The organism is Streptomyces sp. QH1-20 (genome assembly GCF_041283565.1).
Classification (GTDB): domain Bacteria; phylum Actinomycetota; class Actinomycetes; order Streptomycetales; family Streptomycetaceae; genus Streptomyces; species Streptomyces syringius.
In genome coordinates, this window is record NZ_CP166299.1 from 5,411,863 (window position 1) to 5,434,195 (window position 22,333).

The 22,333-nt window shown below is 72.4% G+C and carries 23 protein-coding genes and 1 tRNA gene; 15 read left to right on the forward strand and 9 right to left on the reverse strand.

Annotated elements, in window-relative coordinates:
- Positions 1–23 precede the first annotated feature (23 nt).
- Positions 24–797: a hypothetical protein gene (locus AB8O64_RS24685; protein ID WP_370421461.1), complete on the reverse strand. Its 774-nt coding sequence runs from the start codon at positions 795–797 to the stop codon at positions 24–26.
- 223 nt (positions 798–1,020) lie between these two features.
- On the opposite strand from AB8O64_RS24685, the gene AB8O64_RS24690 reads away from it, so the two are divergent.
- The 5 genes from AB8O64_RS24690 to AB8O64_RS24710 all read left to right on the forward strand — a co-directional run bounded on the left by AB8O64_RS24690 (position 1,021) and on the right by AB8O64_RS24710 (position 6,556).
- Positions 1,021–3,618: a nitrate- and nitrite sensing domain-containing protein gene (locus tag AB8O64_RS24690; protein WP_370421463.1), complete on the forward strand. Its 2,598-nt coding sequence runs from the start codon at positions 1,021–1,023 to the stop codon at positions 3,616–3,618.
- Complete coding sequence (locus AB8O64_RS24695; protein WP_356453954.1) at positions 3,615–4,127, forward strand: roadblock/LC7 domain-containing protein; 513 nt, start codon at positions 3,615–3,617, stop codon at positions 4,125–4,127. The genes AB8O64_RS24690 and AB8O64_RS24695 overlap by 4 nt, the downstream gene beginning before the upstream one ends.
- Positions 4,124–4,540, forward strand: coding sequence for a DUF742 domain-containing protein (locus tag AB8O64_RS24700; protein WP_370421465.1), 417 nt, complete (start codon positions 4,124–4,126; stop codon positions 4,538–4,540). The genes AB8O64_RS24695 and AB8O64_RS24700 overlap by 4 nt, the downstream gene beginning before the upstream one ends.
- A complete protein-coding gene (locus AB8O64_RS24705; RefSeq protein ID WP_370421467.1) occupies positions 4,521–5,159 on the forward strand; it encodes an ATP/GTP-binding protein in 639 nt (212 codons plus the stop codon). The genes AB8O64_RS24700 and AB8O64_RS24705 overlap by 20 nt, the downstream gene beginning before the upstream one ends.
- Before the next feature lie 92 nt (positions 5,160–5,251).
- Complete coding sequence (locus tag AB8O64_RS24710) at positions 5,252–6,556, forward strand: styrene monooxygenase/indole monooxygenase family protein (protein WP_370421468.1); 1,305 nt, start codon at positions 5,252–5,254, stop codon at positions 6,554–6,556.
- A gap of 7 nt (positions 6,557–6,563) precedes the next feature.
- On the opposite strand, the gene AB8O64_RS24715 is transcribed toward AB8O64_RS24710, so the two are convergent.
- The 5 genes from AB8O64_RS24715 to AB8O64_RS24735 all read right to left on the reverse strand — a co-directional run bounded on the left by AB8O64_RS24715 (position 6,564) and on the right by AB8O64_RS24735 (position 10,811).
- A complete protein-coding gene (locus tag AB8O64_RS24715) occupies positions 6,564–7,715 on the reverse strand; it encodes an NlpC/P60 family protein (protein WP_370421469.1) in 1,152 nt (383 codons plus the stop codon).
- Positions 7,716–7,865: 150 nt separating this feature from the next.
- Entirely contained in the window at positions 7,866–8,141 is a 276-nt protein-coding gene (locus AB8O64_RS24720; RefSeq protein WP_370421471.1) for a hypothetical protein, read from the reverse strand.
- A 48-nt stretch (positions 8,142–8,189) separates the two neighbouring features.
- Positions 8,190–8,945, reverse strand: coding sequence for an AAA family ATPase (locus AB8O64_RS24725; protein WP_370421473.1), 756 nt, complete (start codon positions 8,943–8,945; stop codon positions 8,190–8,192).
- A gap of 77 nt (positions 8,946–9,022) precedes the next feature.
- Positions 9,023–9,826 carry a TetR/AcrR family transcriptional regulator gene (locus tag AB8O64_RS24730; protein WP_370421474.1) on the reverse strand — a complete coding sequence of 268 codons (804 nt, stop codon included), beginning with the start codon at positions 9,824–9,826 and terminating at the stop codon, positions 9,023–9,025.
- Between the two features lie 55 nt (positions 9,827–9,881).
- Entirely contained in the window at positions 9,882–10,811 is a 930-nt protein-coding gene (locus AB8O64_RS24735) for a diiron oxygenase (RefSeq protein ID WP_370421476.1), read from the reverse strand.
- A 203-nt stretch (positions 10,812–11,014) separates the two neighbouring features.
- Here AB8O64_RS24735 and AB8O64_RS24740 point away from each other — a divergent pair, with 203 nt between their 5' ends.
- A complete protein-coding gene (locus AB8O64_RS24740) occupies positions 11,015–12,130 on the forward strand; it encodes a ferritin-like domain-containing protein (protein WP_370421478.1) in 1,116 nt (371 codons plus the stop codon).
- On the opposite strand, the gene AB8O64_RS24745 is transcribed toward AB8O64_RS24740, so the two are convergent.
- Both AB8O64_RS24745 and AB8O64_RS24750 read right to left on the reverse strand, forming a co-directional pair.
- Entirely contained in the window at positions 12,037–12,615 is a 579-nt protein-coding gene (locus AB8O64_RS24745; RefSeq protein ID WP_370421480.1) for a hypothetical protein, read from the reverse strand. The genes AB8O64_RS24740 and AB8O64_RS24745 overlap by 94 nt on opposite strands.
- Before the next feature lie 89 nt (positions 12,616–12,704).
- Positions 12,705–13,760 carry a LuxR C-terminal-related transcriptional regulator gene (locus AB8O64_RS24750; protein WP_370421482.1) on the reverse strand — a complete coding sequence of 352 codons (1,056 nt, stop codon included), beginning with the start codon at positions 13,758–13,760 and terminating at the stop codon, positions 12,705–12,707.
- Positions 13,761–14,004: 244 nt separating this feature from the next.
- Here AB8O64_RS24750 and AB8O64_RS24755 point away from each other — a divergent pair, with 244 nt between their 5' ends.
- From AB8O64_RS24755 to AB8O64_RS24765, 3 genes are all read left to right on the forward strand, one after another.
- Positions 14,005–14,256 (forward strand): response regulator transcription factor, encoded by a 252-nt coding sequence (locus AB8O64_RS24755; RefSeq protein WP_370421483.1) that lies wholly within the window; start codon positions 14,005–14,007, stop codon positions 14,254–14,256.
- A 156-nt stretch (positions 14,257–14,412) separates the two neighbouring features.
- Positions 14,413–14,616 (forward strand): hypothetical protein, encoded by a 204-nt coding sequence (locus tag AB8O64_RS24760; RefSeq protein ID WP_370421485.1) that lies wholly within the window; start codon positions 14,413–14,415, stop codon positions 14,614–14,616.
- 219 nt (positions 14,617–14,835) lie between these two features.
- On the forward strand, positions 14,836–15,072 hold the full coding sequence (locus AB8O64_RS24765) for a hypothetical protein (RefSeq protein WP_370421486.1): 237 nt from the start codon (positions 14,836–14,838) through the stop codon (positions 15,070–15,072).
- A 160-nt stretch (positions 15,073–15,232) separates the two neighbouring features.
- On the opposite strand, the gene AB8O64_RS24770 is transcribed toward AB8O64_RS24765, so the two are convergent.
- Positions 15,233–15,304: transfer RNA gene (locus AB8O64_RS24770), tRNA-Arg, on the reverse strand.
- A gap of 99 nt (positions 15,305–15,403) precedes the next feature.
- Between AB8O64_RS24770 and AB8O64_RS24775 the strand changes: the two genes are divergently transcribed.
- The 6 genes from AB8O64_RS24775 to thrB all read left to right on the forward strand — a co-directional run bounded on the left by AB8O64_RS24775 (position 15,404) and on the right by thrB (position 22,079).
- Positions 15,404–15,958, forward strand: coding sequence for a response regulator (locus AB8O64_RS24775; RefSeq protein WP_370421487.1), 555 nt, complete (start codon positions 15,404–15,406; stop codon positions 15,956–15,958).
- An 88-nt stretch (positions 15,959–16,046) separates the two neighbouring features.
- On the forward strand, positions 16,047–16,868 hold the full coding sequence (gene nrtL / locus AB8O64_RS24780) for an ArgS-related anticodon-binding protein NrtL (RefSeq protein ID WP_370421488.1): 822 nt from the start codon (positions 16,047–16,049) through the stop codon (positions 16,866–16,868).
- A gap of 14 nt (positions 16,869–16,882) precedes the next feature.
- The gene (gene lysA, locus AB8O64_RS24785; RefSeq protein ID WP_370421490.1) at positions 16,883–18,274 is read left to right on the forward strand and encodes a diaminopimelate decarboxylase; all 1,392 of its coding nucleotides are present in this window, start codon (positions 16,883–16,885) and stop codon (positions 18,272–18,274) included.
- Between the two features lie 185 nt (positions 18,275–18,459).
- Positions 18,460–19,752, forward strand: coding sequence for a homoserine dehydrogenase (locus AB8O64_RS24790; RefSeq protein WP_356453970.1), 1,293 nt, complete (start codon positions 18,460–18,462; stop codon positions 19,750–19,752).
- Positions 19,753–19,768: 16 nt separating this feature from the next.
- Positions 19,769–20,857 (forward strand): threonine synthase, encoded by a 1,089-nt coding sequence (gene thrC / locus AB8O64_RS24795; protein WP_356453971.1) that lies wholly within the window; start codon positions 19,769–19,771, stop codon positions 20,855–20,857.
- A 307-nt stretch (positions 20,858–21,164) separates the two neighbouring features.
- A complete protein-coding gene (thrB, locus tag AB8O64_RS24800; protein ID WP_370421492.1) occupies positions 21,165–22,079 on the forward strand; it encodes a homoserine kinase in 915 nt (304 codons plus the stop codon).
- Positions 22,080–22,333: the final 254 nt, after the last annotated feature.

Consider the following 22,333-nt stretch of genomic DNA (forward strand, 5'->3'; position numbering starts at 1 on the left):
CGTCCCCGGCGAACCGCCGGAGGCTACGGCTCGGCGTAGAGCACCGCCGCATCGTCATGCACCTTCCCGCGCCGGAAGGCCACACCCTCGGGATCGGCCCGCTCCGCCAGCCGCACCCGGTCGATCAGGCCCTGCGGGCCTTCCTTGCGCAGGACGCCGAGGCAGTCGGCCCAGTCGCCCTCCCGGAAGATCTCGACCCAGCGCGTCGCGCCGTCGCTGAGCGCCGCCAGCGCCCGGACGTCCGCCCGCGCGGTGACCCCCGTGACCGCGCGGGCGACGACGTCCGGGTCGGCGGCGGCCGTGAAGAAGCCCCCCTCGGCGTTGCGTTGGGCGTCCGTCACCGGCCCCAGGGCGCACAGCCGGTCGATACGGTCGTCCAGCACGGCCGTCACCTCCCCGGCCGGGTCCTCGATGAGCAGGACCGAGTCGGACAGCACCAGATGCTCCACCCGCTCGTCGTCCCAGCGGGCGGCGACGACGGTCGCCTGAGGGGTGCGGGGGTGGGCCAGATCGCAGGTCCCGCGATGGGCGTCGGCGGTCCGGACGACCGACTCCGCCAGGCACTGCCCGAGCGTCAGATCCCGGCGGGTGACGGCCAGTTCCAGCAGGGCCGTGCCCAGGCGGGCCGTGAACCACGGCACGCCGTGCGCGCAGCCGTCCCCGCCGGCCGGTGGCGGCGTCACCCCGTCCAGCAGCACGAGCGCGCCGCCCCGGCCGGAGGCGGGCAGGGCCACGGACGCGAAGTCCTCGTTGGGGCGCCGGGGGCCGCCCGGCTCGGTGGCGAGTTCGATGCGCATGCGGCCAGTGTGCCGGACGGGCGAAATCGGGGGCCGTGGACGCGCATCCTCCCCACCGGTCCGGCCGTTCTTGAAGCGTGCCGCCTTTCGGGAGGTTCAACTTCCCACCGACATTCACTCCTTCGAGTGGCCGGGCAGGCGAAGCGCACCTGCCCTTCAGAGGTGCTGAAAAGGTCAAATGAGTACCAGGGGTGGGACCGGCGAGAGAAGATTGTGAGCACCGGTGCGGAAGAAGCGGCTTCGGGGCGGGAAGCGCGAACAGCAGACCACGGCGGTGCCGGACTGCACCGCTCACGTACGTAACCGGCTGGTCGCCTCCCTCGCGGCCGTGGCCCTCACGGTTCTCGGGGCGAGCGCCTTGGGCATCGTCGACGCCACGCGCGACCTCACCGACTCCCGGCGGCTCGTCGGCCTCGCGGAGGCCGGCGGCGACGCGGTGACGCTCGCGCACTCCCTCGCGGACGAGCGCGACGCCATGGTGCTCTACGTGGCCGGCGGGCGCTCCGACACCACCGGGTCCGGCCTCACCGACGAGCTGCGCGACCGCGTGGACCGGCAGCTCCCCGCCGTCCGCGCCGCCGTCCCCGTCGCCGTGCGCGACCGGCTCGACGCGCTCCCCGAGGTGCGCCGTCGGGCGCTGTCCGGTCCCGGCGACGCCGAGGCCGCCTTCACCGCCTACAGCGACGCCATCCGGGCCCTGCACGGCGTCCCCGGCACCCTCGCCGCGCGGCTGCCCGGCCCGGGCGGGGCCGCGGCCCTGGCGCCGCTCGGCCGCGCCGTCGACGAGGCCGCCGCCACGCGCGGCCTGCTGCTCGCCGCGCTCGCCACGGGAGGCAAACCGCCCGCGCTCGGCGCCGCCGCCCAGCGGGCGGAGCTCCGCGAGCGGGCCGCGCGCGCCGACTTCACCGACCGTGCCCCCGCCACCGTCCGCGACACCTTCCGCGACACGGTCACCGGCCCGCAGATCACCGCCGCCGATGAGTATCTGGCCCGGCTCGCCGCCCACCCGCAGCTCACCGCCGCGGATCTGGCCCTGCCCAAGGACGGCGTCCGCACGGCCCTGACCGCCCGTGTCGACCGGATGCGCGACGTCGAGACCTCCCTCGCCGCCGACCAGGTCCCGGCCGCGCGGCAGCTGCGCGACGACGACCTCAGGGCCCTGGAGCTGCGCGGCGGTGTCGCCGCCGGGTGCCTGCTGCTCGCCCTGTGCCTCGGCCTCGGCTCCGCCCGCTCGGTGACCCGGCCGCTCACCGCGCTGCGGGACGGCGCCCGGCGGGTGGCCGCCGACCCGGCCGCCAAGGAGCAGCTCGCCACCGGCCGCCGCCGTGACGACGAGTTCGCGGACATCGCCCGGTCCCTCGACGCGCTCCGTGAGACCGTCGGCGGCGACCGGGAGCGGATCGCGACCCTGGAGGCCGAGCGCACCCGCCTCATCGGCGCCCGACGCTCCCTCGCCGAGGAGCGGGACGCGCTGCGCGCCCAGGCCCAGGACCTGACCGAGCGGCTCGCCGGACTCTCCGGCCGGGTGCACGGCACGTTCGTCAGCCTGTCGCTGCGCACCCTCGGCCTGGTCGAGCGTCAGCTGAGCGTCATCGAGTCCATGGAGGCCAACGAGGCGGACCCCGACCGCCTGGAAGTCCTCTTCAAGCTCGATCACCTCGCCACCCGGATGCGCCGCCACAGCGAGAACCTGCTCGTCCTCGCCGGCGCCGAGCACAGCTCCGGACACCACGGGCCCGTCCCCCTGCTCGACGTCCTGCGGGCGTCCATCAGCGAGATCGAGCGGTACGAGCGGGTCCGGATCCACTCCCTGCCACCGGGCGCCCAGCTCGCCGGGTTCGCCGCGGACGATGTGAGCCACCTGGTCGCCGAGCTCCTGGAGAACGGCACGGCGTTCTCGCCGCCCGACGTCCAGGTGCAGGTCTCCGGCTGGCTGCTGGAGAGCGGCGAGCTGATGCTCTCCGTCCAGGACGAGGGCATCGGCATGGCCCCCGAGCGCCTCGAAGAGCTCAACACCCTGCTGGCCGACCCCGATCCGCGCGGGCCCCGGCCCGGCGGCGGCGACCAGCACGACCGCCCGGCCCTGGGCCTCGGGCTGTACGTGGTCGCCCGGCTCGCCGCCCGGCACGGGGTGCGCGTCCAGCTGCGCGACCAGAGGCCGGGCGGTGTCGCGGCGGTCGTGGTGCTGCCCAGGACGCTCCTGCCGGACGGCCCGCCCGTCGTCACCGACTTCGCGGCCGCGCCGCCCGTGCCGGGCGCCTCGGCGCCACCGCCGGTGCACCTCCCCGGCTCCATCGCCGAGGCCAACTCCCACGAGCTGCCGCCGCGTTCACAGCACACGGTCGGCCCCCGGCGGTCCGACCCGCTGATCGAGGCCGCCGAGCGGGCCATCCGGCTCAACGCGATCCCCGGCCAGCAGCCCACGGTGCTCCCCGGTCAGCCGACCATCCCCGGCCAGCCCACGGCCACGGGCCGGCACGCCCGCCACGCGGCCCCGCCGCCGGCCCCGTCACCACCCCCGCCGGCTGCCCCCGCCCCGCCCCCCGACCGGCCCGCCGCCCCGGCGCCCGGACCCGCGGTGGGCCTCACCGGTACGGGACTGCCCAAGCGGACGCCGAAGACGGTGCCGCGCAAGCCCCCCGCACCGCGGGTGCGCCAAGGCGTGGACGCGGAGGCGCTGCGCCGCAAGCTCGCCGGGTTCCAACAGGGCGCGCGCGACGGGCGGCGGGATGTGGAAGCCGAGCTGGTGGACCGGGATACTGATCAACACCAAGCGGGGGCGCGGGACGAGGGTGGCACTGTCGAGGAGGCACGCGGTTGACTGCATTTTCCCGGGGGGCGACCCCCGTTACCCCCGCCGGTCCCACGGGCTACGGGCTGAGCAACGAGGCCCGCAATCTGCATTGGCTGCTCACCGACCTCGTCGAGGAGGTGCCCGGCGTCGAGTCCGTCGCCGTCGTCTCCTCCGACGGTCTGATGCTGCTCTCCTCCGACCCGCCGGCCCCCGCCGCCGGAGCCGAACAGCCGGAGAGCCCACGGGGCTCCACCGCCGACCTGGCCACCATCGTGGCCGGTCTCGGCAGCCTGACGACGGGCGCGGCGGCCCTGATGGACGGCGGCTTCGTCAAGCAGACGATGGTCGCCATGGACGGCGGCAGCCTCTTCGTCATGACCATCAGCGACGGCTCGCTGCTCGGCGTCCACACCTCCCCGGACTGCGACATGAGCGTCGTCGCGTATCACATGGCCCTCTTCGTCGGCCGGGCCGGCCACGTACTCACCCCCGAACTGCGCAGGGAGCTGCGCATGTCGGTGGAGGCGGTTACGTGACCCTCACTCACCCCCTGCCCGTGCGCGTCCCCGAGCGGGCCGCGACGGGCAGGAGACCGGCGCGGGTACGTCCGTACTCGCTCACCGGTGGGCGGCACCGCTACGGCCACGTCCTGCGCGTGGAGACGTTCGTGGCGGCGCTCGACGACCCCGGCGAGTGGCCCGAGCCGGTCACCGGCGGACTGGCCGCCCTGCTCATGCCCGAGGTGCGTGCCGTCATCGGGCTCTGCCGCCGACTGCGGTCGGTCGCCGAGGTGTCCGCGTTGCTGAAGATGCCGCTGGGCGTCGTGCGCGTACTCCTCGGCGATCTGGCCGACCAGGGAAGGATCCGCGTGTACGGCATCGGGTACGGCGGCTGCCGGCCCGACCGCGCGCTGCTCGAAAGGGTGCTGAGTGGACTTTCCGGACTCTGACACGATAGCCGCGAAGGCCGCGGCCCCCGGCGACGAAGGGGAGCCGCAGAGCTGGCAGACCGACCGGTCGCGCGCCCCCGCCGCCACGAAGATCGTGGTGGCCGGTGGCTTCGGCGTCGGGAAGACGACCTTCGTCGGATCGGTCTCCGAGATCACCCCGCTGCGCACCGAGGCGGTGATGACGGTCGCCAGCGAGGGACTCGACGACCTCGTCGCCATCCCGGAGAAGGCCACGACCACGGTCGCCATGGACTTCGGCCGCATCACCCTCGACGCCGATCTGGTGCTGTACCTCTTCGGCACACCGGGCCAGAAGCGCTTCTGGTTCATGTGGGACGACCTGGTGCGCGGGGCGATCGGCGCGGTGGTGATGGCCGACACCCGGCGGCTGACGGAGTGCTTCCCCGCGCTCGACTACTTCGAGAGCTGCGGGCTGCCGTACATCGTCGCGGTCAACCACTTCGAGGGCACCGCCCGGTACGCGCCCGAGGACGTGCGGGAGGCGCTGTCCCTGCCGTCGTACGTGGCGGTCGTCGACATCGACGCCCGGCGGCGCGAGAGCGTCGTCGACGCGCTGCTGACGCTGGTCCGGCAGGCCCTCGACGCCGCCCCCGCGTAGCCGCGGGCCCGCGGGACCGGCCGGCACCGACGTGCGGGAGGCGCCACCGGGCAAGGACTTGGTACCGAGCCAGAGCGGGAGCGAGACAGAGCATGCGACGGATCCTCATCGTCGGAGCCGGTCAGTCCGGCCTCCAGCTGGCCCTCGGGCTCCAGTCCAAGGGGTACGACGTGACCCTGATGTCCCACCGCACGGCCGACGAGACGCGCTCCGGCCGGGTCATGTCCACCCAGGTCATGTTCGCCACCGCGCTCGACCACGAGCGCGACCTGAAGCTGAACTTCTGGGAGAACCGGGCCCCGCGCATCGAGGGCCTCGGCATGTCCGTGGCCGGGCCCGCCCGCGCGCCCGGCGGCTACCAGCGGACCGTCGACTGGGCCGGCAGCCTCGACGGCTACGCCCAGTCCGTCGACCAGCGGATGAAGATGGCCGGCTGGATGGACGTCTTCGCCGAGCGCGGCGGCCGGCTCGTCATCCACGGCGCGGCCGTCTCCGACCTGGACTTCCTCTCCCGCCGCTATGAACTGGTGGTGGTCGCGGCGGGCAAGGGCGAGCTGGCGTCGATGTTCGGCCGGGACGCCGCCCGCTCGCCCTACGCCGCCCCCCAGCGGTCGCTGGCCGTCGCCTACGTCCACGGGCTCGGCCCGCGCCACGAGCACCCGGAGTACGACGCCATGCGGTGCAATCTCGTGCCCGGCGCGGGCGAGTTGTTCGTGATGCCCACGCTCACCACCTCCGGCCACGCCGACATCCTCTTCTGGGAGGGCATACCGGGCGGACCGATCGATGTCTTCCAGGACGTCAGGGACCCGGGCGAGCATCTGGTGCGCACCCTGGAACTGCTGGAGCGCTTCACCCCCTGGGAGTACGCGCGCGCCACGAAGGTGGAGCTGACCGACGCCAACGCCACCCTCGTCGGCCGTTACGCCCCGACCGTCCGGCACCCCGTCGGACGGCTGCCGTCGGGCGGGGTGGTCCTCGGTGCCGGTGATGTCGTCGTGGCCAACGACCCGGTCACCGGCCAGGGGGCGAATCTGGCGGCCAAGTGCGCGGCCTCCTACCTCGAAGCGATCGTCGCGCGCGGCGGCGCGCCCTTCGACGCGGCGTGGATGCAGGCCACCTTCGAGCGGTTCTGGGCCACCGCCCGGCCCGCGACGAAGTGGACCAACGCGATGCTGGCGCCCCCGCCCCCGCACGTGCTGAACCTCATCGGCGCGGCGGGCCGGCTGCAGCCGGTCGCGGACCGCATCGCGAACGGCTTCGACGACCCGGCGGACTTCGAGCACTTCTTCTTCGACTCCGCGAAGGCCGACGCGTATGTGCGGGACACGGCCGAGGCGGAGGGGGACCCGGAGGAAGCCGTGGGGGCCGGGGCGGAGAGGGGAGGCGCGGACTGAGGCGCGGCTAGCGACCCGGCGCGTTCGCCGAGCCGTAGCCGGCGTCCGAACCGGCCCCGGCGCCCTTGGGCACCTTCGGCGGGACGTAGTCGCGCAGCGGGGCCCTGCCCGCGTCCGGGCGTACGGCGCCGAGCAGCGGGTTCGCCGCGATCGGGGAGACCTTCACATACGCCCCGGGCCGGGGCGCCTGTATGACCTGGCCATTGCCTATGTAGAGCGCGACATGCGTCGCACCGCCGAAGTAGAGCACCAGGTCACCGGGGCGCAGCTCATTGAGCGGCACCCTCGGCAGCGACTTCCACTGCTCCTGGCTGGTCCGGGGTATCGAGCCGCCCGCGTGCGCCCACGCCTGGGAGGTCAGGCCCGAGCAGTCGAAGGAGTCCGGCCCCGACGCACCCCACACATACGGCTTGCCGACCTGCTGGAAGGCGTACCGCACCGCCTTACCACCGATCTCGGAGGGGTTGACCGAGCCGCCGAGCTTCCCCGAGTCGACGAGCTTGCGCTGTGCCTCGGTGATGCCCTGCTGCTCCAGTTTCCGCAGCCGCTCCAACTGCTCGCCGGTCATGGAGGCCAGCAGCCGCTCGACGGCGGCCAGCCGCTTCCGCACGGTGTCGCGCTGCTGCTTCTGCTTCGCGGCGAGGGCTTCTTGCACATTGAGCGCGTCGCGCGCCTGCGAGGCGAGGACCGCCGCCCGCTTCTCGGTGCCCGTGAGGCGTTCGACCGTGGCGGCGCGGCGGCCCGCGGCGCGCTTCAGCTCGTGCCCCTCGTCGAGGGCCTGCCGGGTGTCGCCGCTGAGCAGGAACCGCATGTACGGGGAGAGGGGGTCGCCGACGCCGCGGTACTGCTCCCGGGCCAGCCGCCCCGCGTCGTCGCGGCTGCCGTCGAGGGCGACGCGGGCGTCGGCCAGTTCCTCGTTGAGCTTTTTGACCTTGGCGCGCTGCTTCTTCAGCTTCTCCTCGGTCGCGTTGTACGTCTCGGTGGCCTCTTCGGTCTTCTGGTAGAGCGTCTGGAGCCGGCTGAGCAGGGCGCTGACCGACTGGTCGGGCGGGTCGGAGGGCGCGGCGGCCGCCGTCGGCGCGGGCAGTACGAGCGTGGCACTCGTGACGAGCGCCGCTGTGCAGACCGCTTGCACGAAGCGTCCTGACCGTCCTGACACAGCTTCACCTCCGGTAATGGGGCGTGTCGGCAGCCCCAGGAGGATCGTGTCATGCCAGTAGTACTAATGGCAGTCCGGTGGGCGAATCCGCCTAACCCGGTCACTCCTCCGGTGGACTTTTTCGTTGCCCACCCGGCGTGGCACCTGGCGTTACGGCCGGGCGTCGGGCCGCGACCACGGCCACTTGAGGCCGGTGCTCCGCCGGCCCTCGGGGTCGTACTCGTACTTCCAGCCCTTGTGCAGCCCGAGCCGCCGCGTCGTGGCCCCCTGCACCCTGCGGTACACGAGCACGGTCGGCTCCCCGCCCTCCGCGTCCGGCACGGGGATCTCGTACGTCTTCGGCGGATGACCGGTGGGTCCCAGGAGCACCGGCAGAACGCGGCCGTCCAGCGGCCCGCCCACGAAGGGCGTCTCTTCGCTTTTCACCCCTCCAGTCTCCGTCGTCGCGGACGCGTCGGCCGCACCGGGCGCGCGTCAGCCGCGCTCGTCCTTCGGGATGAGATGGCGCAGATACGCCTCCGGGTCGCTCATGTACCGCCGCCAGTGGTCCACGAGCAGCAGCTCGCTCCACTCCACCGGCTGGATGCCGTGCTCGCCCACCTCCAGGATCCGGGCCCCCGGGGTCGACGCGAGGACGGGGGAGTGGGTCGCGCAGATCACCTGCGCGCCGGTCCGTCCGAGCCGGTGCATGAGCGAGACCAGACGCAGACAGGAGGCGAAGGACAGCGCGGCCTCCGGCTCGTCCATCACATACAGCCCCGGATGGCGGAACATCGCCTCGAAGACGGTGAGGAAGCCCTCGCCGTGGCTCATCTCCGAGGTGTTCTCGTCCCAGTACCCCGGCAGCCCCCACACGGTCTCCATCAGGCCGAACGCCGTCTCGGCCCGGAGGAAGTACCCCTTCTTCCGCGTCCGGGAGCCGGTCATCATGCGCGAGCCCGCCGAGGTGAGGTCCAGCCGCAGGGCGGACCCGAGCGGGGACTGCGGGCGGTCGTTGGCGTACTTGCGGCCCGCCCGGCCGCCGCGCCCGTCCAGCCCGAACGCCTCCGCCACCGCCTCGACGACGGTCGACTTGCCCGAGCCGTTCTCCCCGACGAGGAAGGTGACGGGCGCCTCGAAGGCGATCCCGTCACCGAGCAGCTCCTTCACACAGGGCACCGACCAGGGCCAGCCGTCGCGCTCGCCGTCGTCGACGAGCTCGGGAGGTACGAAAGCGCGGTCCACGAGCATGCGTACGAGCCTAGGGGCGGGGTGTGACAACGGCCCCTGGGCGTGGAGACGGCGAGGCCGGAGCACGCCAGAGCGCGTCAGAGCAGGTGCTCCGCGTCCGCGACGACCTCCAGCACCCGGCGGCCCAGCTGCCCCACCGGGCCGTCCGACCGCTCCAGGGCGAGCGCGTCGCGGGCGACCGCCGCGGTCTGCGGGTCGCTCGCCGCGGTCACGGTGAGCAGGGCCATGAAGTGGTCGACCAGCCAGTCGCGCAGCTCCTCCACGGGGGGCTGCTTGCCCTCGTCCAGCCAGATCAGCGACGCGGCCTCGACGGCCGATATCCACGTGCGGACCATCATCCGCAGCCGCGGCCCCGGCTCCGCCACCTGCAGATGCGCCAGCACCTGCTCGGCCGCTGCGCGCCGCACCTCGTCCACGATCGCGCCCGTCCGGGAGGTCTCGACGACGCTGCCGCCCTGGAGCAGCGCGCTGAATCCCGCGTCGTGCCCGTCGACGAAGGCCAGATAGCGGTCGAGCGCGGCGGCCAGCCGGCCGGTGACGGGGCCGCTCTGCGGCTCGGCGAAGCACTGTTCGAGGTCGTCGGCGGCGCTGCGCAGGGCGGCCTCGTAGAGCTGGGGCTTGCCGCCGGGGAAGTAGCGGTACACCAGCGGCCTCGACACCTTCGCGGCCGCCGCGACGTCGTCGAGCGAGACGTCCTCCGGCGTCCGGTGCCCGAACAGCCCGAGCGCGGCGGTGATGAGCTGGGTGCGGCGCTCCTCGACGCTGAGCCTGCGGTAGGCGCCACGGGCGGCGGGAGCGGGGGCCGGCCCGGGGGACGGGGGCGCTGCGGGAGTCGGTACGGCCGGGGTCGGTGCTGCCGAGGCGGTTCCGCTGCCGTTCATGATGCGCAGCGTAACGGTCCTGGTGGGTGTGCGCGGCGGCCTTCGGCCGCGGGGCTCAGGCGAGCAGTCCGGAGCTCCGCCACAGCCGTCGGCCGACGCCCCGCAGGACCCCGACGTCGTCCAGGAAGTCGGTGAGCCGCTTCGCCCCGGCCTGCATGACCTCACGCCGGTGGCCGCTGGCCCGCACCTGGGCGACGGCCTCGCGGCGGTCGAGGCCGACGTTCGTGTAGACGGCCGGATTGATGAAGGCTATGGAGAAGACGCGGGCCGCCTCGCCGCAGCTGACCCGGGTCAGCTCCGCCTCCCAGCGCGGGCAGGAGACCATCTGGCGGCGCAGCTCCTCCCGCGCGTAGCGCACGTGCCGCGCCTCCTCGACGACGTGGATGCGGGTGACGCCGCGGACGAGGCTCTGCACGCGCTCGTCGGGGAAGGTCAGACGCTGCATGTAGTCGAGGATCTCCTCGCCGAGCAGCGTGGCGGCGAACGAACCGGGCGTGGTGGAGACCGTCTTGAGGACCCGGCCGAGGTTGTGGTGCAGCCGGCGCACCGGGTAGGTCGGTGACCCCGTCCGTTCGATCATGCGGGCGAACATCTTGGAGTGTCTGCACTCGTCCGCGATCTCCGTCAGCGCGTACCGGACGTGTGCGCTGGTCACGGGCCTGTCGTAGATATGCCGGACCAGCAGCTGCATCAGGATGATCTCGAACCAGATGCCGAGGGACGCGATGGCCGCGGCCTCGTGCCGGGCCAGCTCCATCCGCTGTTCCTCCGCCATCCGCCGCCACAGCGGGGTGTCGTAGAGGGAGACCAGCTCCGGGGGCCAGAACCACTTGCCCTCTTCGAGCGGCGCGGCCCAGTCCAGCTCGGCGTCCGGGTCGAAGGAGTGCCTGGCGGAGGACTCCAGGAGTCGCCCGGCGACCTGCTCGCGGTCCTTGAGCAGCCCCAGCGCGTCCCGGAGCGCGGTTTTTTCGGTCACCGTGGTCATGGCTGAGGACACCTCGTCTATGAGTTACCCGTGGTACGACTTTGGTTCGTCCTTATGAGACTGCTTGTCAGCAAGGACGTCAATCCCTCCGGTGCGACAAGTCGCACGACAGGCCCAACGAGCTGACACCCCCTCATTGACCCGGCGGTAAGCGGCGTGTGAGCCTGCCAATCAGCCATGCGCGCGAGGGACAGGAGGCGTCGATGACGACGCGAAAGCTCTACGCACACGACCCCGGTGCCGGCGCCTGGGAGGTTCCGGTGAGCGGCGCCGCCCGGTTCGGCTGGGACTACGACAGTGGCCGCGACCGGCTTCTCGCCCTGTACCAGAAGGGCAAGGACAAGCAGTGGGACTCCGTCAAGCGCATCGACTGGGACCTCGAGGTCGACCCGTACGATCCGCTCGGCGTGCCCGACGAGAACATGACCATCTACGGCTCCCCGTACTGGGACCGGATGGGCGAGGCCGAGCGGCGCGACATGCGCCGCCACTTCGCCTCGTGGCAGTTCAGCCAGTTCCTGCACGGTGAGCAGGGGGCCATGGTGTGCGCCGCGCGCATCGTGGAGTCCGTGCCCGACCTGGACGCGAAGTTCTACTCCGCCACCCAGACCATGGACGAGGCCCGGCACGCCGAGATCTACAGCCGGTTCCTGCGCGAGAAGATCGGCATGCTCTACCCGATCAACGACAACCTCCAGTCGCTGCTGGGCGACACCCTGCGGGACTCCCGCTGGGACATGCCCTACCTCGGCATGCAGGTCCTCATCGAAGGCCTCGCCCTCGCCGCCTTCGGCATGCTGCGCGACACCACCGACAAGCCGCTGCCCCGGCAGATCCTCACCTACGTCATGCAGGACGAGGCCCGGCACGTCGCCTTCGGCCGGATGGCCCTGCGCGACTACTACAAAGAGCTCACCGACGCCGAGCTGCGCGAGCGCGAGGAATTCGTCATCGAGGGCTGCTATCTGATGCGCGACCGGCTGCGCGGTGACGAGGTCCTGACCGACTTCGGTATCCCCGCGAAGGACGCCCGGGAGCTGAGCGAGCAGGCCGAATACCTCCGGCTCTTCCGGAAGCTGCTCTTCAGCCGCATCGTCCCGTGCGTGAAGGACATCGGCCTGTGGGGCGAGCGGCTCCAGCGCGCCTACGTCGACATGGGCGTCTTCGAGATGGGCGACACGAGCCTGGACCTCCTCATGGCGCAGGACGAGGAGATCGCCGAGGCCTACGACGCGGAAAGGTTCGCGGCGGAGGAGGCCGCGCGCACGGCGGAGGTGGCGGCGACGATCGCGGAGGGCGAGGGGGCGGCGCAGGACTGACCAGCCCCGCCCGGGAGGGCGAGGACGAGAAGAGGGCAGGGCGCGGGCTGCCCGGAGACGATGTCGAGGGCCGAGGACTCCGGCACGTAGAGCACGTCGCCCTTGCGCAGCCGCAGCCGGAGCGGCGGCCGGACGGCGGAGGTGACACGGCAGTCGCAGCCCCGGGCGAGCGGGACGAGGAGCAGTTCGCCGGGGGGTACCGGAGGCGAGGTAGCGGCGTAGAAGGCCCGCACGGGCGCGCTGCCGCCCAGCGCGGTGTGCAGGAGCCCGGCCAGCCCGTCCGCCTCGGGGCCTGCCGGGACCGTGCCCGTGGCCTTCCCCGCCGCGGTCGCCAGCGCGTCGAGCAGGCCGGTGGGCTCGTGCTCCGGCCAGACGAGCGCGGCGCTGCGGCCGCGGTGGACGGCGAGGGACAGGGCGATGTCCGTGACGAAGGCGGCGAGGGCCGACGGGGCGCAGGCGTCGGGGTCGGCTGGTTCGCTGCGCATGGGCCCCTCCGGCGTACGGCGCGGTGCGTCCCCGTGCCTGCTGTCCCGGAAATCCTGACCCGCCGCGGGGCGGAGGGCCAGTCACGTGTTCACGGTCCCGTGGCCTCCGCGGGGGCGTCGTCGGTCATCCCGGCCCGGGCGGCGAGCATGCCCGCCTGGAAGCGGCTCTCGGCGCCGAGCGTCTCCATGATGTCCGCGATGTGCCGCCGGGCCGTGCGCAGGGACATGCCCAGCCGCCGGGCGATCGACTCGTCCTTCAGCCCGGCGGCCAGCAGCCGGACGATGGTGTGGTCGAGCTCCTTGGCCACGCGCTCCAGCCCGTCCTGCCCGGCCTCGGAGAACACGGTGGCGTGGGTCCAGGCCTGCTCGAAGATCTCGCAGAGGTAGGCGACGACCGAGGGTTCACGGATGGCCACCGCACCCCAGGTGCCCATGTGGTCGGGGATGAACGCCAGCTCACGGTCGAAGACGATGATCCGCCCGAACAGCTCGTGCGCGGTGCGGTACTCGGCCCCGAGCGCCGAGGCGGCGGCCACATAGGCCTGGCTGGGCCCGTTGAACCGGGCGGTGTGGTGGTAGAGCGTACGGATCCGGATCCCGCGGTTGAGCAGGGCCGTGTCCCGGGCGAGGGCCTCCTCCATCGCCGCCGGCACCCGGTTGCCGCCCGGCTGGCTGGTCATCAGCTCGCTGCGGCACTCGGCGGAGGCGCGGTTGAGCGCGGCACGGACCTCCTCCAGGCTCGGGATGACCTCCAGTCCGGCCGGGGAGGTCTCGCCGCGGCCGCGCAGAAATCTCTCCCGCAGCCGGTCGAAGTCCTCCTGGACGCGCTGCAACTGCGACTGCCGCTGCTGGATCGACTCCCGCAACGACTCCGTCAGCCCGCCGAGGACGGCGTCCGGATCGACCGCCCGCACCCGGTCGGGGACCTCCGGGCCGGCTTCCGCGTCCGGGACCACCAGCCGCAGCGTGGTCAGCTTCACGAACGCCGCGTCGACCTGTCCCCGCGTCAGCCCCAGCTCGGCGGCGGCCCGCCCGGGATCGATGCACCGATGGTCGAGCACCCAGCCGTACGCGGCCATCTCGTCCGCACTCAGAGCGGTGCACGAGGCATCAGAGGCGCGGTCGTCGCATATGTCCATACTCATCCCCTGCTCGCCTTGCTGCCAGGCAGCTTGGTGATCTGTCCCGTGTGTGGTGATGGCGCCGGTTGTCCACCAGGCTTGGTCATGCCGGTCGAGGTCAGTCACAGCCGGCAGACCCCCCCACCGCGGCTGTTCGAACCCCCGGGCCACCGTGGGGATTTTAAGATGAATGTCTGCGGTTTCGGGGGTAACCACCGTTGCTGTCATGTGACGCGTCGTCCCCTCCCAGGAAGGCAGTGAAGTCAGCGTGAACCAGGCCATCCCCCAAGCCCTCGCCGCACTCTCCGAGCGCGAGCGGGAGGTGCTCGGCCATCTCGCCGACGGCCACACCTACGCGGCCATCGCGCGCCGCATGGGCGTCAGTGCCCACACGGTCGACACCTACCTGCGCCGGATCCGTGGCAAGACGGGTGTCAACAACCGCACGCAGCTGGCGGTGTTGGCGGTGTCGTTCCACCAGCCCCGGGTGGTGGGGATGCCCCGGGCGCAGGCCGCCTAAGACCGGCTATAGCCAGTTCTGTCCGGTCTTATCCCCCATTCCCTTTCGTGCGCGGCAGTTTGGTGACATGGGTGACTACTGGAGACCGGACCGGACGACTCGGCATATTGATCCCACCGGCCGCCGCCGGCCCGCCCCCTACTCCAAGAGGACCTCATGAAGCGCTTCGCCCTGGTTGCCGCCCCCGTCGTCGCGGCCCTCTTCGCCCTGGCGTCCCCCGCCCAGGCGGACACCGCCCCCACCACCCCCGCCGCCCCGCGGGTGACGGCCGGCGAGACGCCCCGCGTGATCGTCCTCCCCACGACCACCACCCGCCCCGGCGGCGGCAACAAGCCCACCGACAGCAGCTGGGGCGGCTGACCCCCGCGGCACCCCGGCTGCCCCCCACCCGAGCCCCGCGTCGGCACCCCCCATGCCGACGGCGGGGCTCGGGCGCGTTCCACGCCGGTCCCCCTGTCGGCCCCGACCGCGTGTCTCCCGATCACGCGCCTCGTTGTTTCGCCACGAATCGCGACGTCGTCCGGCTCACCTTCCGACCGCACGTCCCGACCGCACATTCCGACTTCACAGGAGGCGCACATGGCAGGTTTTCTCGACCGGGCCAAGGAGCAGGCGCAGCGCAGCATGGCGCAGGGCAAGGAAAAACTGGAGGAGGTCCAGGCCCAGCGTGCCGGGGGAGACCTGCTGAAGAAACTCGGCGCCGCCTACTACGCGGAAAAGCGCGGCGCGGGCACCCCCGAGGCGACCCAGCGCGCCCTGTCCGACCTGGAGGCCCACATCACCGCCCACGGGGACAGCTTCCTTCGCGGCGCGTGACGCGCCACCGGGCAGGCAACCGCCGTGGCAGCGCACCGGCTTGAGCCGTGCGGCCGGGGTGTGACGGCAACGCAGAAGGGCCGGACCCAGTGAACTGGATCCGGCCCTTCGACTTGGCACTTACCGGGATCAGCGAGTGATCCGACTGCTTCCCGGTGAGTGCCCCCGGCAGGATTCGAACCTGCGCACACGGCTCCGGAGGCCGTTGCTCTATCCCCTGAGCTACGGGGGCGTGTCTTCCGCGTTTCGCGGCGACGGGTAGAACCCTACCAGCTCTTGTCGGGTGGGAAGTAACGGGTGGTCGGGGGCCGTCGGGGCGGGGGATTAGCGCATGGGGTGGTGGGGGGTGGCGCGGTCCGGGAAAGCTCGCTCGCACGGGGTGGAAGTGGGGAAAACCCGGACGCAGCGCGGCGGGCGCGCCTACTCTCAGGGTGTGCCTGGCTTGTCCGGCCGGGTCCTCGTTGTCGACGACAACAAGGTCATCCGGCAGTTGATCAGGGTCAACCTCGAGCTCGAAGGCTTCGAGGTCGTGACCGCGGCCGATGGTGCCGAGTGCCTGGAGATCGTGCACCGGGTGCGTCCCGATGTCGTGACGCTGGACGTCGTCATGCCGCGACTCGACGGACTGCAGGCCGCCGCCCGGCTCCGGGCCGATGTCCGCACACGGGACATACCGATCGCGATCATCAGCGCCTGCACCCAGCTGGAAGTCGACGGCGGCCGGGCCGCCGGAGTGGACGCGTTCCTGGCGAAGCCGTTCGAGCCGGCGGAGATGGTGCGGCTCGTCCGGCGGCTCATGGGGTGCGGTCAAGTGGAGGGCGGCGAGGGGCTGCCGGGGATCCGCACCCCCGGGGAAGTGGAGCCGGCCGCGCGGCCCGCCGGGTAGCCGTGGTGGCCGCGGCCGTCCCTCGTTCCGTCCCGCCTGGTGAAACCTGTTCGCGGAGTGGCCCCCCACCTCCCCTAGGCTTGACCCTGTGACCCCCGCCGATCTCACCCGCACCGTGCTGCACACCGTGCGTCGCGCCGTCGAGGCCGACGAGCTGTGCGCCGTCGTGCCGGAGCGGGTCACCGTGCGGGTTCCGCCGCGGCCTGGATGCGGGGACTACGCCACCAACGTCGCCCTGCGGATCGCCCAGGACACCGGCCGCCCCGCCCTCGACATCGCCGAGGTACTGCGCCGGCGGCTCGTGCGGGAGCCGGGGATCGCGGCGGTCGACATCGCCGGACCCGGATTCCTCAACATCACCCTCGCCGGCGCCACCCAGGCGGAGCTGGTGCGCGGGCTGCTGGGCGACCGGGAGACCGGCCGGCCCCTCCCGCTCCCCGAACCCGACCCCGCACTGCTGCGCCGGCTCGGCCCGGACGCCGCCCGGTGGAGCCTCCTCTGCCCGCCCGGCCTCGACCGCGACCTGCTGCTCGCGCAGCGCGAGAGCAACCCCCTCTTCCGCGTCCGGTACGCCCACGCCCGTAGCCGGGCACTGCTGCGCAACGCCCGTGACCTGGGCTTCTCGCCCGAGGCCGGGGACATCCGAAGCGAGGACGCCGGAGCTCTCCTGGCCGTCCTCGCCGACCACGCCCGCGTCAGCGCCACCCGTGCGCCCGACCGGCTCGCCCGGCATCTCGAACGGCTCGCCGACGCCTTCCTCCGCTGGACCGCGGCGTGTCCCACGCTGCCCCGCGGCGACGAGAAACCCTCGGCCGTTCACCGCGCCCGACTGGCCGTCGCCGAGGCCTCGGGCAAGGTGCTCGCCGACGGCCTCCACCAGCTCGGCATCACCGCACCCGCACACCTCTGAGGAGATCAGAGCCCATGAGCCGCTCCGCCCACCCCGCCGGGCCCCGCTACGCCGACGTCCTCCCCGAGGGGCACTACACAGCGCCGCCCACCGACCTCAACGCGCTCGACCCGCGCGTGTGGTCCCGCACCGTCACGCGGAACGCCGAAGGCGTCGCCACCGTCGGCGGGCTCGACGTGAAGCGGCTCGCCGAGGAGTTCGGCACGCCCGCCTACTTCCTCGACGAGGACGACTTCCGCGCCCGCTGCCGCGCCTGGCGCGATGCCTTCGGCGACGACGCCGACGTCTTCTACGCCGGCAAGGCGTTCCTCTCCCGGGCCGTCGTGCGCTGGCTGCACGAGGAGGGCCTCAACCTCGACGTCTGCTCCGCCGGGGAGCTCGCCACCGCCCTCGACGCCGGGATGCCCGCCGAGCGCATCGCGCTGCACGGCAACAACAAGTCGACCGAGGAGATCACCCGCGCCGTCGAGGCCGGTGTCGGGCGGATCGTCCTCGACTCCTTCCAGGAGATCGTCCGCGTCGCCCACATCGCCGAGCGGCTCGGCAAGCGCCAGCGCGTGCAGATCCGGGTCACCGTCGGCGTCGAGGCGCACACCCACGAGTTCATCGCCACCGCCCACGAGGACCAGAAGTTCGGCCTCGCGCTGGCCGGCGGCCAGGCGGCCGAGGCCGTCCGCCGCGCGCTCAAGCTCGACGGGCTGGAGGTCATCGGCATCCACTCGCACATCGGCTCGCAGATCTTCGACACCTCCGGCTTCGAGGTGGCCGCCCACCGCGTCGTCGGGCTGCTGAAGGAGATCCGCGACGAGCACGGCATCGAGCTGCCCGAGATCGACCTCGGCGGCGGCCTCGGCATCGCCTACACCCCCGAGGACGACCCGCGCGAGCCGCACGAGATCGCCAGGGCGCTCGGCGACATCGTCACCCGCGAGTGCGCGGCCGCCGGGCTCGCCGTACCGCGCCTGTCCGTCGAGCCGGGGCGCGCCATCGTCGGCCCCACGGCCTTCACGTTGTACGAGGTCGGCACCATCAAGGAGCTGCCGGGCCTGCGGACGTACGTGAGCGTCGACGGCGGCATGTCCGACAACATCCGCACCGCGCTCTACGACGCCGAGTACTCCGTCGCGCTGGTCTCCCGCACCTCCACCGCCGCGCCGATGCTCTCCCGCGTCGTCGGCAAGCACTGCGAGTCCGGCGACATCGTCGTCCGCGACGCCTTCCTCCCCGCCGACGTGGCGCCCGGCGATCTGCTCGCCGTGCCCGCCACCGGCGCGTACTGCCGCTCGATGGCCAGCAACTACAACCATGCGCTGCGCCCGCCGGTCGTAGCGGTGAAGGATGGTGCCGCACGGGTCATCGTGCGGCGCGAGACGGAGGAGGACCTTCTCCGCCTCGACGTCGGCTAAACCGCGCGGGCCACCCCGTGTCGGCCGAAATACCCCGGCTGGCATTTAGCTGACAGATGATTCCGTTGACGGACAGATGTCGGCCCACGGAAACAAAGATCTCGAATACTGGACCCGGGGGAGGAAACCCCGGTCCAGTGAGTGAGACTGGTGAACTACCGAAGATGTATGAGAAACGAGGTCGGATGATGCGTACGCGTCCGCTGAAAGTGGCGCTGCTGGGCTGTGGAGTGGTCGGCTCAGAGGTGGCGCGCATCATGACGACGCACGCGGACGACCTCGCGGCGCGCATCGGCGCGCCCGTCGAGCTCGCCGGCATCGCCGTCCGCCGCCCCAGCCGGGTGCGCGCCGGGGTGCCCGCCGAGCTGATCACCACCGATGCCACCGCGCTCGTCAAGCGCGATGACATCGATGTGGTCGTCGAGGTCATCGGTGGCATCGAGCCCGCCCGCGCGCTGATCACGACCGCGTTCGAGCACGGCGCCAGCGTCGTCTCCGCGAACAAGGCGCTGCTCGCCCAGGACGGGGCCGCCCTGCATGCCGCCGCCGAGAGCCACGGCGCCGACCTGTACTACGAGGCCGCCGTCGCGGGCGCCATCCCGCTCGTCCGGCCGCTGCGCGAGTCCCTCGCCGGCGACAAGGTCAACCGGGTGCTCGGCATCGTCAACGGCACGACCAACTTCATCCTCGACAAGATGGACACCAGCGGCGCCGGTTACTCCGAGGCGCTGGACGAGGCCACCGCCCTCGGTTACGCCGAGGCGGACCCGACCGCCGACGTCGAAGGCTTCGACGCCGCCGCCAAGGCCGCGATCCTGGCCGGCATCGCCTTCCACACCCGGGTCCGGCTGGACGACGTGCACCGCGAGGGCATGACCGAGGTCACCGCCGCCGACTTCGCGTCCGCGAAGCAGATGGGCTGTACCATCAAGCTGCTCGCCATCTGCGAGCGGGCCGCCGACGGGCAGTCCGTCACCGCCCGCGTGCACCCGGCGATGATCCCGCTGAGCCACCCCCTCGCCTCCGTGCGCGAGGCCTACAACGCGGTGTTCATCGAGGCCGAGGCGGCCGGACAGCTGATGTTCTACGGGCCGGGCGCGGGCGGCTCGCCGACCGCCTCCGCGGTCCTCGGCGACCTCGTGGCCGTCTGCCGCAACAAGCTCGGCGAGGCCACCGGCCCCGGCGAATCGGCCTACACCCGGCTGCCCGTGAGCCCGATGGGCGAGGTCGTGACCCGCTATCACATCAGCCTCGACGTGGCCGACAAGCCGGGTGTCCTCGCCCAGGTCGCCACGGTCTTCGCCGAGCACGACGTGTCCATCGACACCGTCCGGCAGACGGGCAAGGACGGCGAGGCGTCCCTCGTCGTCGTCACCCACCGGGCACCCGACGCCGCCCTCTCGGCGACCGTCGAGGCGCTGCGCAAGCTGGACACGGTCCGCGGCGTCGCGAGCATCATGCGCGTTGAAGGCGAGTAGGGGAGTTACGAAAGCAATGTCTGCCAACAACGGTCGCCAGACCTCCCGCACCCACCAGTGGCGCGGCATCATCGAGGAGTACCGCGACCGGCTCCCGGTCTCGGCCGACACGCCGGTCGTCACCCTCCGCGAGGGCGGCACCCCGCTCGTACCGGCCCAGGTGCTCTCCGAGCGCACGGGCTGCGAGGTGCACCTGAAGGTCGAGGGCGCCAACCCCACCGGGTCCTTCAAGGACCGCGGCATGACCATGGCCATCACGCGGGCCAAGGAGGAGGGCGCGAAGGCCGTCATCTGCGCCTCCACCGGCAACACCTCCGCGTCGGCCGCCGCCTACGCCGTCCGCGCCGGAATGGTCTGCGCCGTCCTGGTGCCGGAAGGCAAGATCGCGCTCGGCAAGATGGGCCAGGCGCTGGTCCACGGCGCCCGCATCCTCCAGGTCGACGGCAACTTCGACGACTGCCTCACGCTGGCCCGCAAGCTGTCCGACAACTACCCGGTGGCGCTGGTCAACTCCGTCAACCCGGTACGGATCGAGGGCCAGAAGACGGCGGCCTTCGAGATCGTCGACATGCTCGGCGACGCGCCCGACATCCACGTCCTGCCGGTCGGCAACGCGGGCAACATCACCGCCTACTGGCGGGGCTACCGCGAGTACGCGGCCGACGGGATCTCCTCCCGCAACCCCCGGATGTGGGGATTCCAGGCCTCCGGTTCCGCCCCGATCGTGCGCGGCGAGCCGGTCAAGGACCCGCACACCATCGCCACCGCGATCCGCATCGGCAACCCCGCCTCCTGGCAGTTCGCCGAGGAGGCGCGGGACGAGTCCGGCGGTCTCATCGACGAGGTGACCGACCGACAGATCCTGGCCGCCTACCGTCTGTTGGCCTCCCAGGAGGGCGTCTTCGTCGAGCCCGCCTCGGCGGCGAGCGTCGCCGGTCTGCTCAAGGCCGCCGAGCTGGGCCTGGTCGACCCGGGCCAGCGCATCGTCTGCACGGTCACGGGCAACGGCCTCAAGGACCCCGACTGGGCGGTGGCCGGCGCGCCGCAGCCCATCACCGTGCCGGTGGACGCCACGGCCGCCGCGCAGCAGCTCGGCCTCGTCTGACGGCTCGTACCCGGGGCTCCGCCCCCGGGCCACGGGTCCCGAGTCGCCGGACGGGCCGCGTTTCCCAGCCCGTCCGGCGACTCGGGACACGCCAAATCAACCCAGCTCGTGCCATAGCGGCGCGCCGCAGGCGACACGCTTCGTGCGCCTCCCGTGCGCCCTATGTCGCCGCAGAACCTTCCTTCGATAGGCTGTACTCACTCCGCCCCGTCGCAGACCCCTGTCGCCCCCCATGCGGCATCGCCGTCGCGGCCCTTGCGGACGTTGCACGCCCCACCGAGGCCACACCAAGGAGAGTCTTCGAGCGATGGCCGGTCCCGCGTTCCGCGCCGCCGCCGTCCGAGTGCGCACCCCTGCCACCAGCGCAAATCTCGGTCCCGGCTTTGATGCCCTCGGCCTGTCCCTGGGGCTCTACGACGACGTCGTCGTCCGGGTGGCCGAATCCGGGCTGCACATCGACATCGCCGGCGAGGGTGCCGAAACCCTGCCGCGTGACGAGAGTCATCTGCTCGTACGGTCCCTGCGTACGGCCTTCGACCTGCTCGGCGGCCAGCCGCGCGGCCTCGAGGTCGTCTGTGCCAACCGCATTCCGCACGGGCGGGGCCTCGGCTCCTCCTCCGCCGCCATCTGCGCGGGCATCGTCGCCGCCCGCGCCGTGACGATAGGCGGGGCCGAGCGGCTCGACGACGCCGCGCTGCTCGAGCTGGCCACCGAGATCGAGGGCCACCCGGACAACGTCGCCGCCTGTCTGCTCGGCGGATTCACCCTGGCCTGGACCGAGGCGGGGGCCGCGCGGGCCATTCGGATGGATCCGGCGGATTCCGTCGTTCCGGTGGTCTTCGTGCCCTCCAAGGCCGTACTGACCGAGACCGCGCGCGGGCTGCTGCCGCGCAATGTCCCCCATGTGGACGCGGCGGCCAACGCCGGGCGCGCGGCGCTGCTCGTGGAGGCCCTGACCAGGCGTCCCGAGCTGCTGCTGCCGGCCACCGAGGACCGGCTCCACCAGGAATACCGCGCTCCGGCGATGCCGGAGAGCGTGGCCCTGGTCAACCGACTGCGCGCGGACGGCGTCCCCGCGGTCATCTCCGGCGCGGGCCCCACGGTGCTCGCGCTGGTCGAGGACGGTGCGGCCGACAAGGTCGCACGACTGGCGGGCGAGGGGTGGGCGGCCAATCGGCTGACTCTCGACGCCGGGGGGACGAGCGTGCTGCCGCTGTCCTGACCAGCGGTGTCCGGGGGTAACCCCAGGCACCCGAAAATTGCGGTTGCCGGTCTTTGAGAGGGGGAATGTTTGTGGGATCCGGTAGTGTTAACCTCAAGTCTGCACTCGTAGCCACATCGGCTCGGTGCTCTGTGTCCCGATCAGGGACCGCTTTTCTTCCGGGAGCCTCCCAAACTGCCTGAGCAGCCTGCCTGAGCAGCTTCGAGCACGCTCCGGAATCGGCGTGGGTGACATGAGTGAAGTAAACGCCATGT

Bases quoted from the DNA above. Each gene is read 5' to 3' on its own strand.
- AB8O64_RS24725 (WP_370421473.1), bottom strand. From the start codon at position 8,945: ATGCTCGTGGACCGCGCTTTCGTACCTCCCGAGCTCGTCGACGACGGC.
- thrC (WP_356453971.1), top strand. From the start codon at position 19,769: ATGTCTGCCAACAACGGTCGCCAGACCTCCCGCACCCACCAGTGGCGC.
- lysA (WP_370421490.1), top strand. From the start codon at position 16,883: ATGAGCCGCTCCGCCCACCCCGCCGGGCCCCGCTACGCCGACGTCCTC.
- AB8O64_RS24760 (WP_370421485.1), top strand. From the start codon at position 14,413: ATGAAGCGCTTCGCCCTGGTTGCCGCCCCCGTCGTCGCGGCCCTCTTC.
- AB8O64_RS24710 (WP_370421468.1), top strand. From the start codon at position 5,252: ATGCGACGGATCCTCATCGTCGGAGCCGGTCAGTCCGGCCTCCAGCTG.
- AB8O64_RS24790 (WP_356453970.1), top strand. From the start codon at position 18,460: ATGATGCGTACGCGTCCGCTGAAAGTGGCGCTGCTGGGCTGTGGAGTG.
- AB8O64_RS24745 (WP_370421480.1), bottom strand. From the start codon at position 12,615: ATGCGCAGCGAACCAGCCGACCCCGACGCCTGCGCCCCGTCGGCCCTC.
- AB8O64_RS24730 (WP_370421474.1), bottom strand. From the start codon at position 9,826: ATGAACGGCAGCGGAACCGCCTCGGCAGCACCGACCCCGGCCGTACCG.
- AB8O64_RS24765 (WP_370421486.1), top strand. From the start codon at position 14,836: ATGGCAGGTTTTCTCGACCGGGCCAAGGAGCAGGCGCAGCGCAGCATG.
- AB8O64_RS24685 (WP_370421461.1), bottom strand. From the start codon at position 797: ATGCGCATCGAACTCGCCACCGAGCCGGGCGGCCCCCGGCGCCCCAAC.
- AB8O64_RS24750 (WP_370421482.1), bottom strand. From the start codon at position 13,760: ATGAGTATGGACATATGCGACGACCGCGCCTCTGATGCCTCGTGCACC.
- AB8O64_RS24775 (WP_370421487.1), top strand. From the start codon at position 15,404: ATGGGGTGGTGGGGGGTGGCGCGGTCCGGGAAAGCTCGCTCGCACGGG.
- AB8O64_RS24735 (WP_370421476.1), bottom strand. From the start codon at position 10,811: ATGACCACGGTGACCGAAAAAACCGCGCTCCGGGACGCGCTGGGGCTG.
- thrB (WP_370421492.1), top strand. From the start codon at position 21,165: ATGGCCGGTCCCGCGTTCCGCGCCGCCGCCGTCCGAGTGCGCACCCCT.
- AB8O64_RS24740 (WP_370421478.1), top strand. From the start codon at position 11,015: ATGACGACGCGAAAGCTCTACGCACACGACCCCGGTGCCGGCGCCTGG.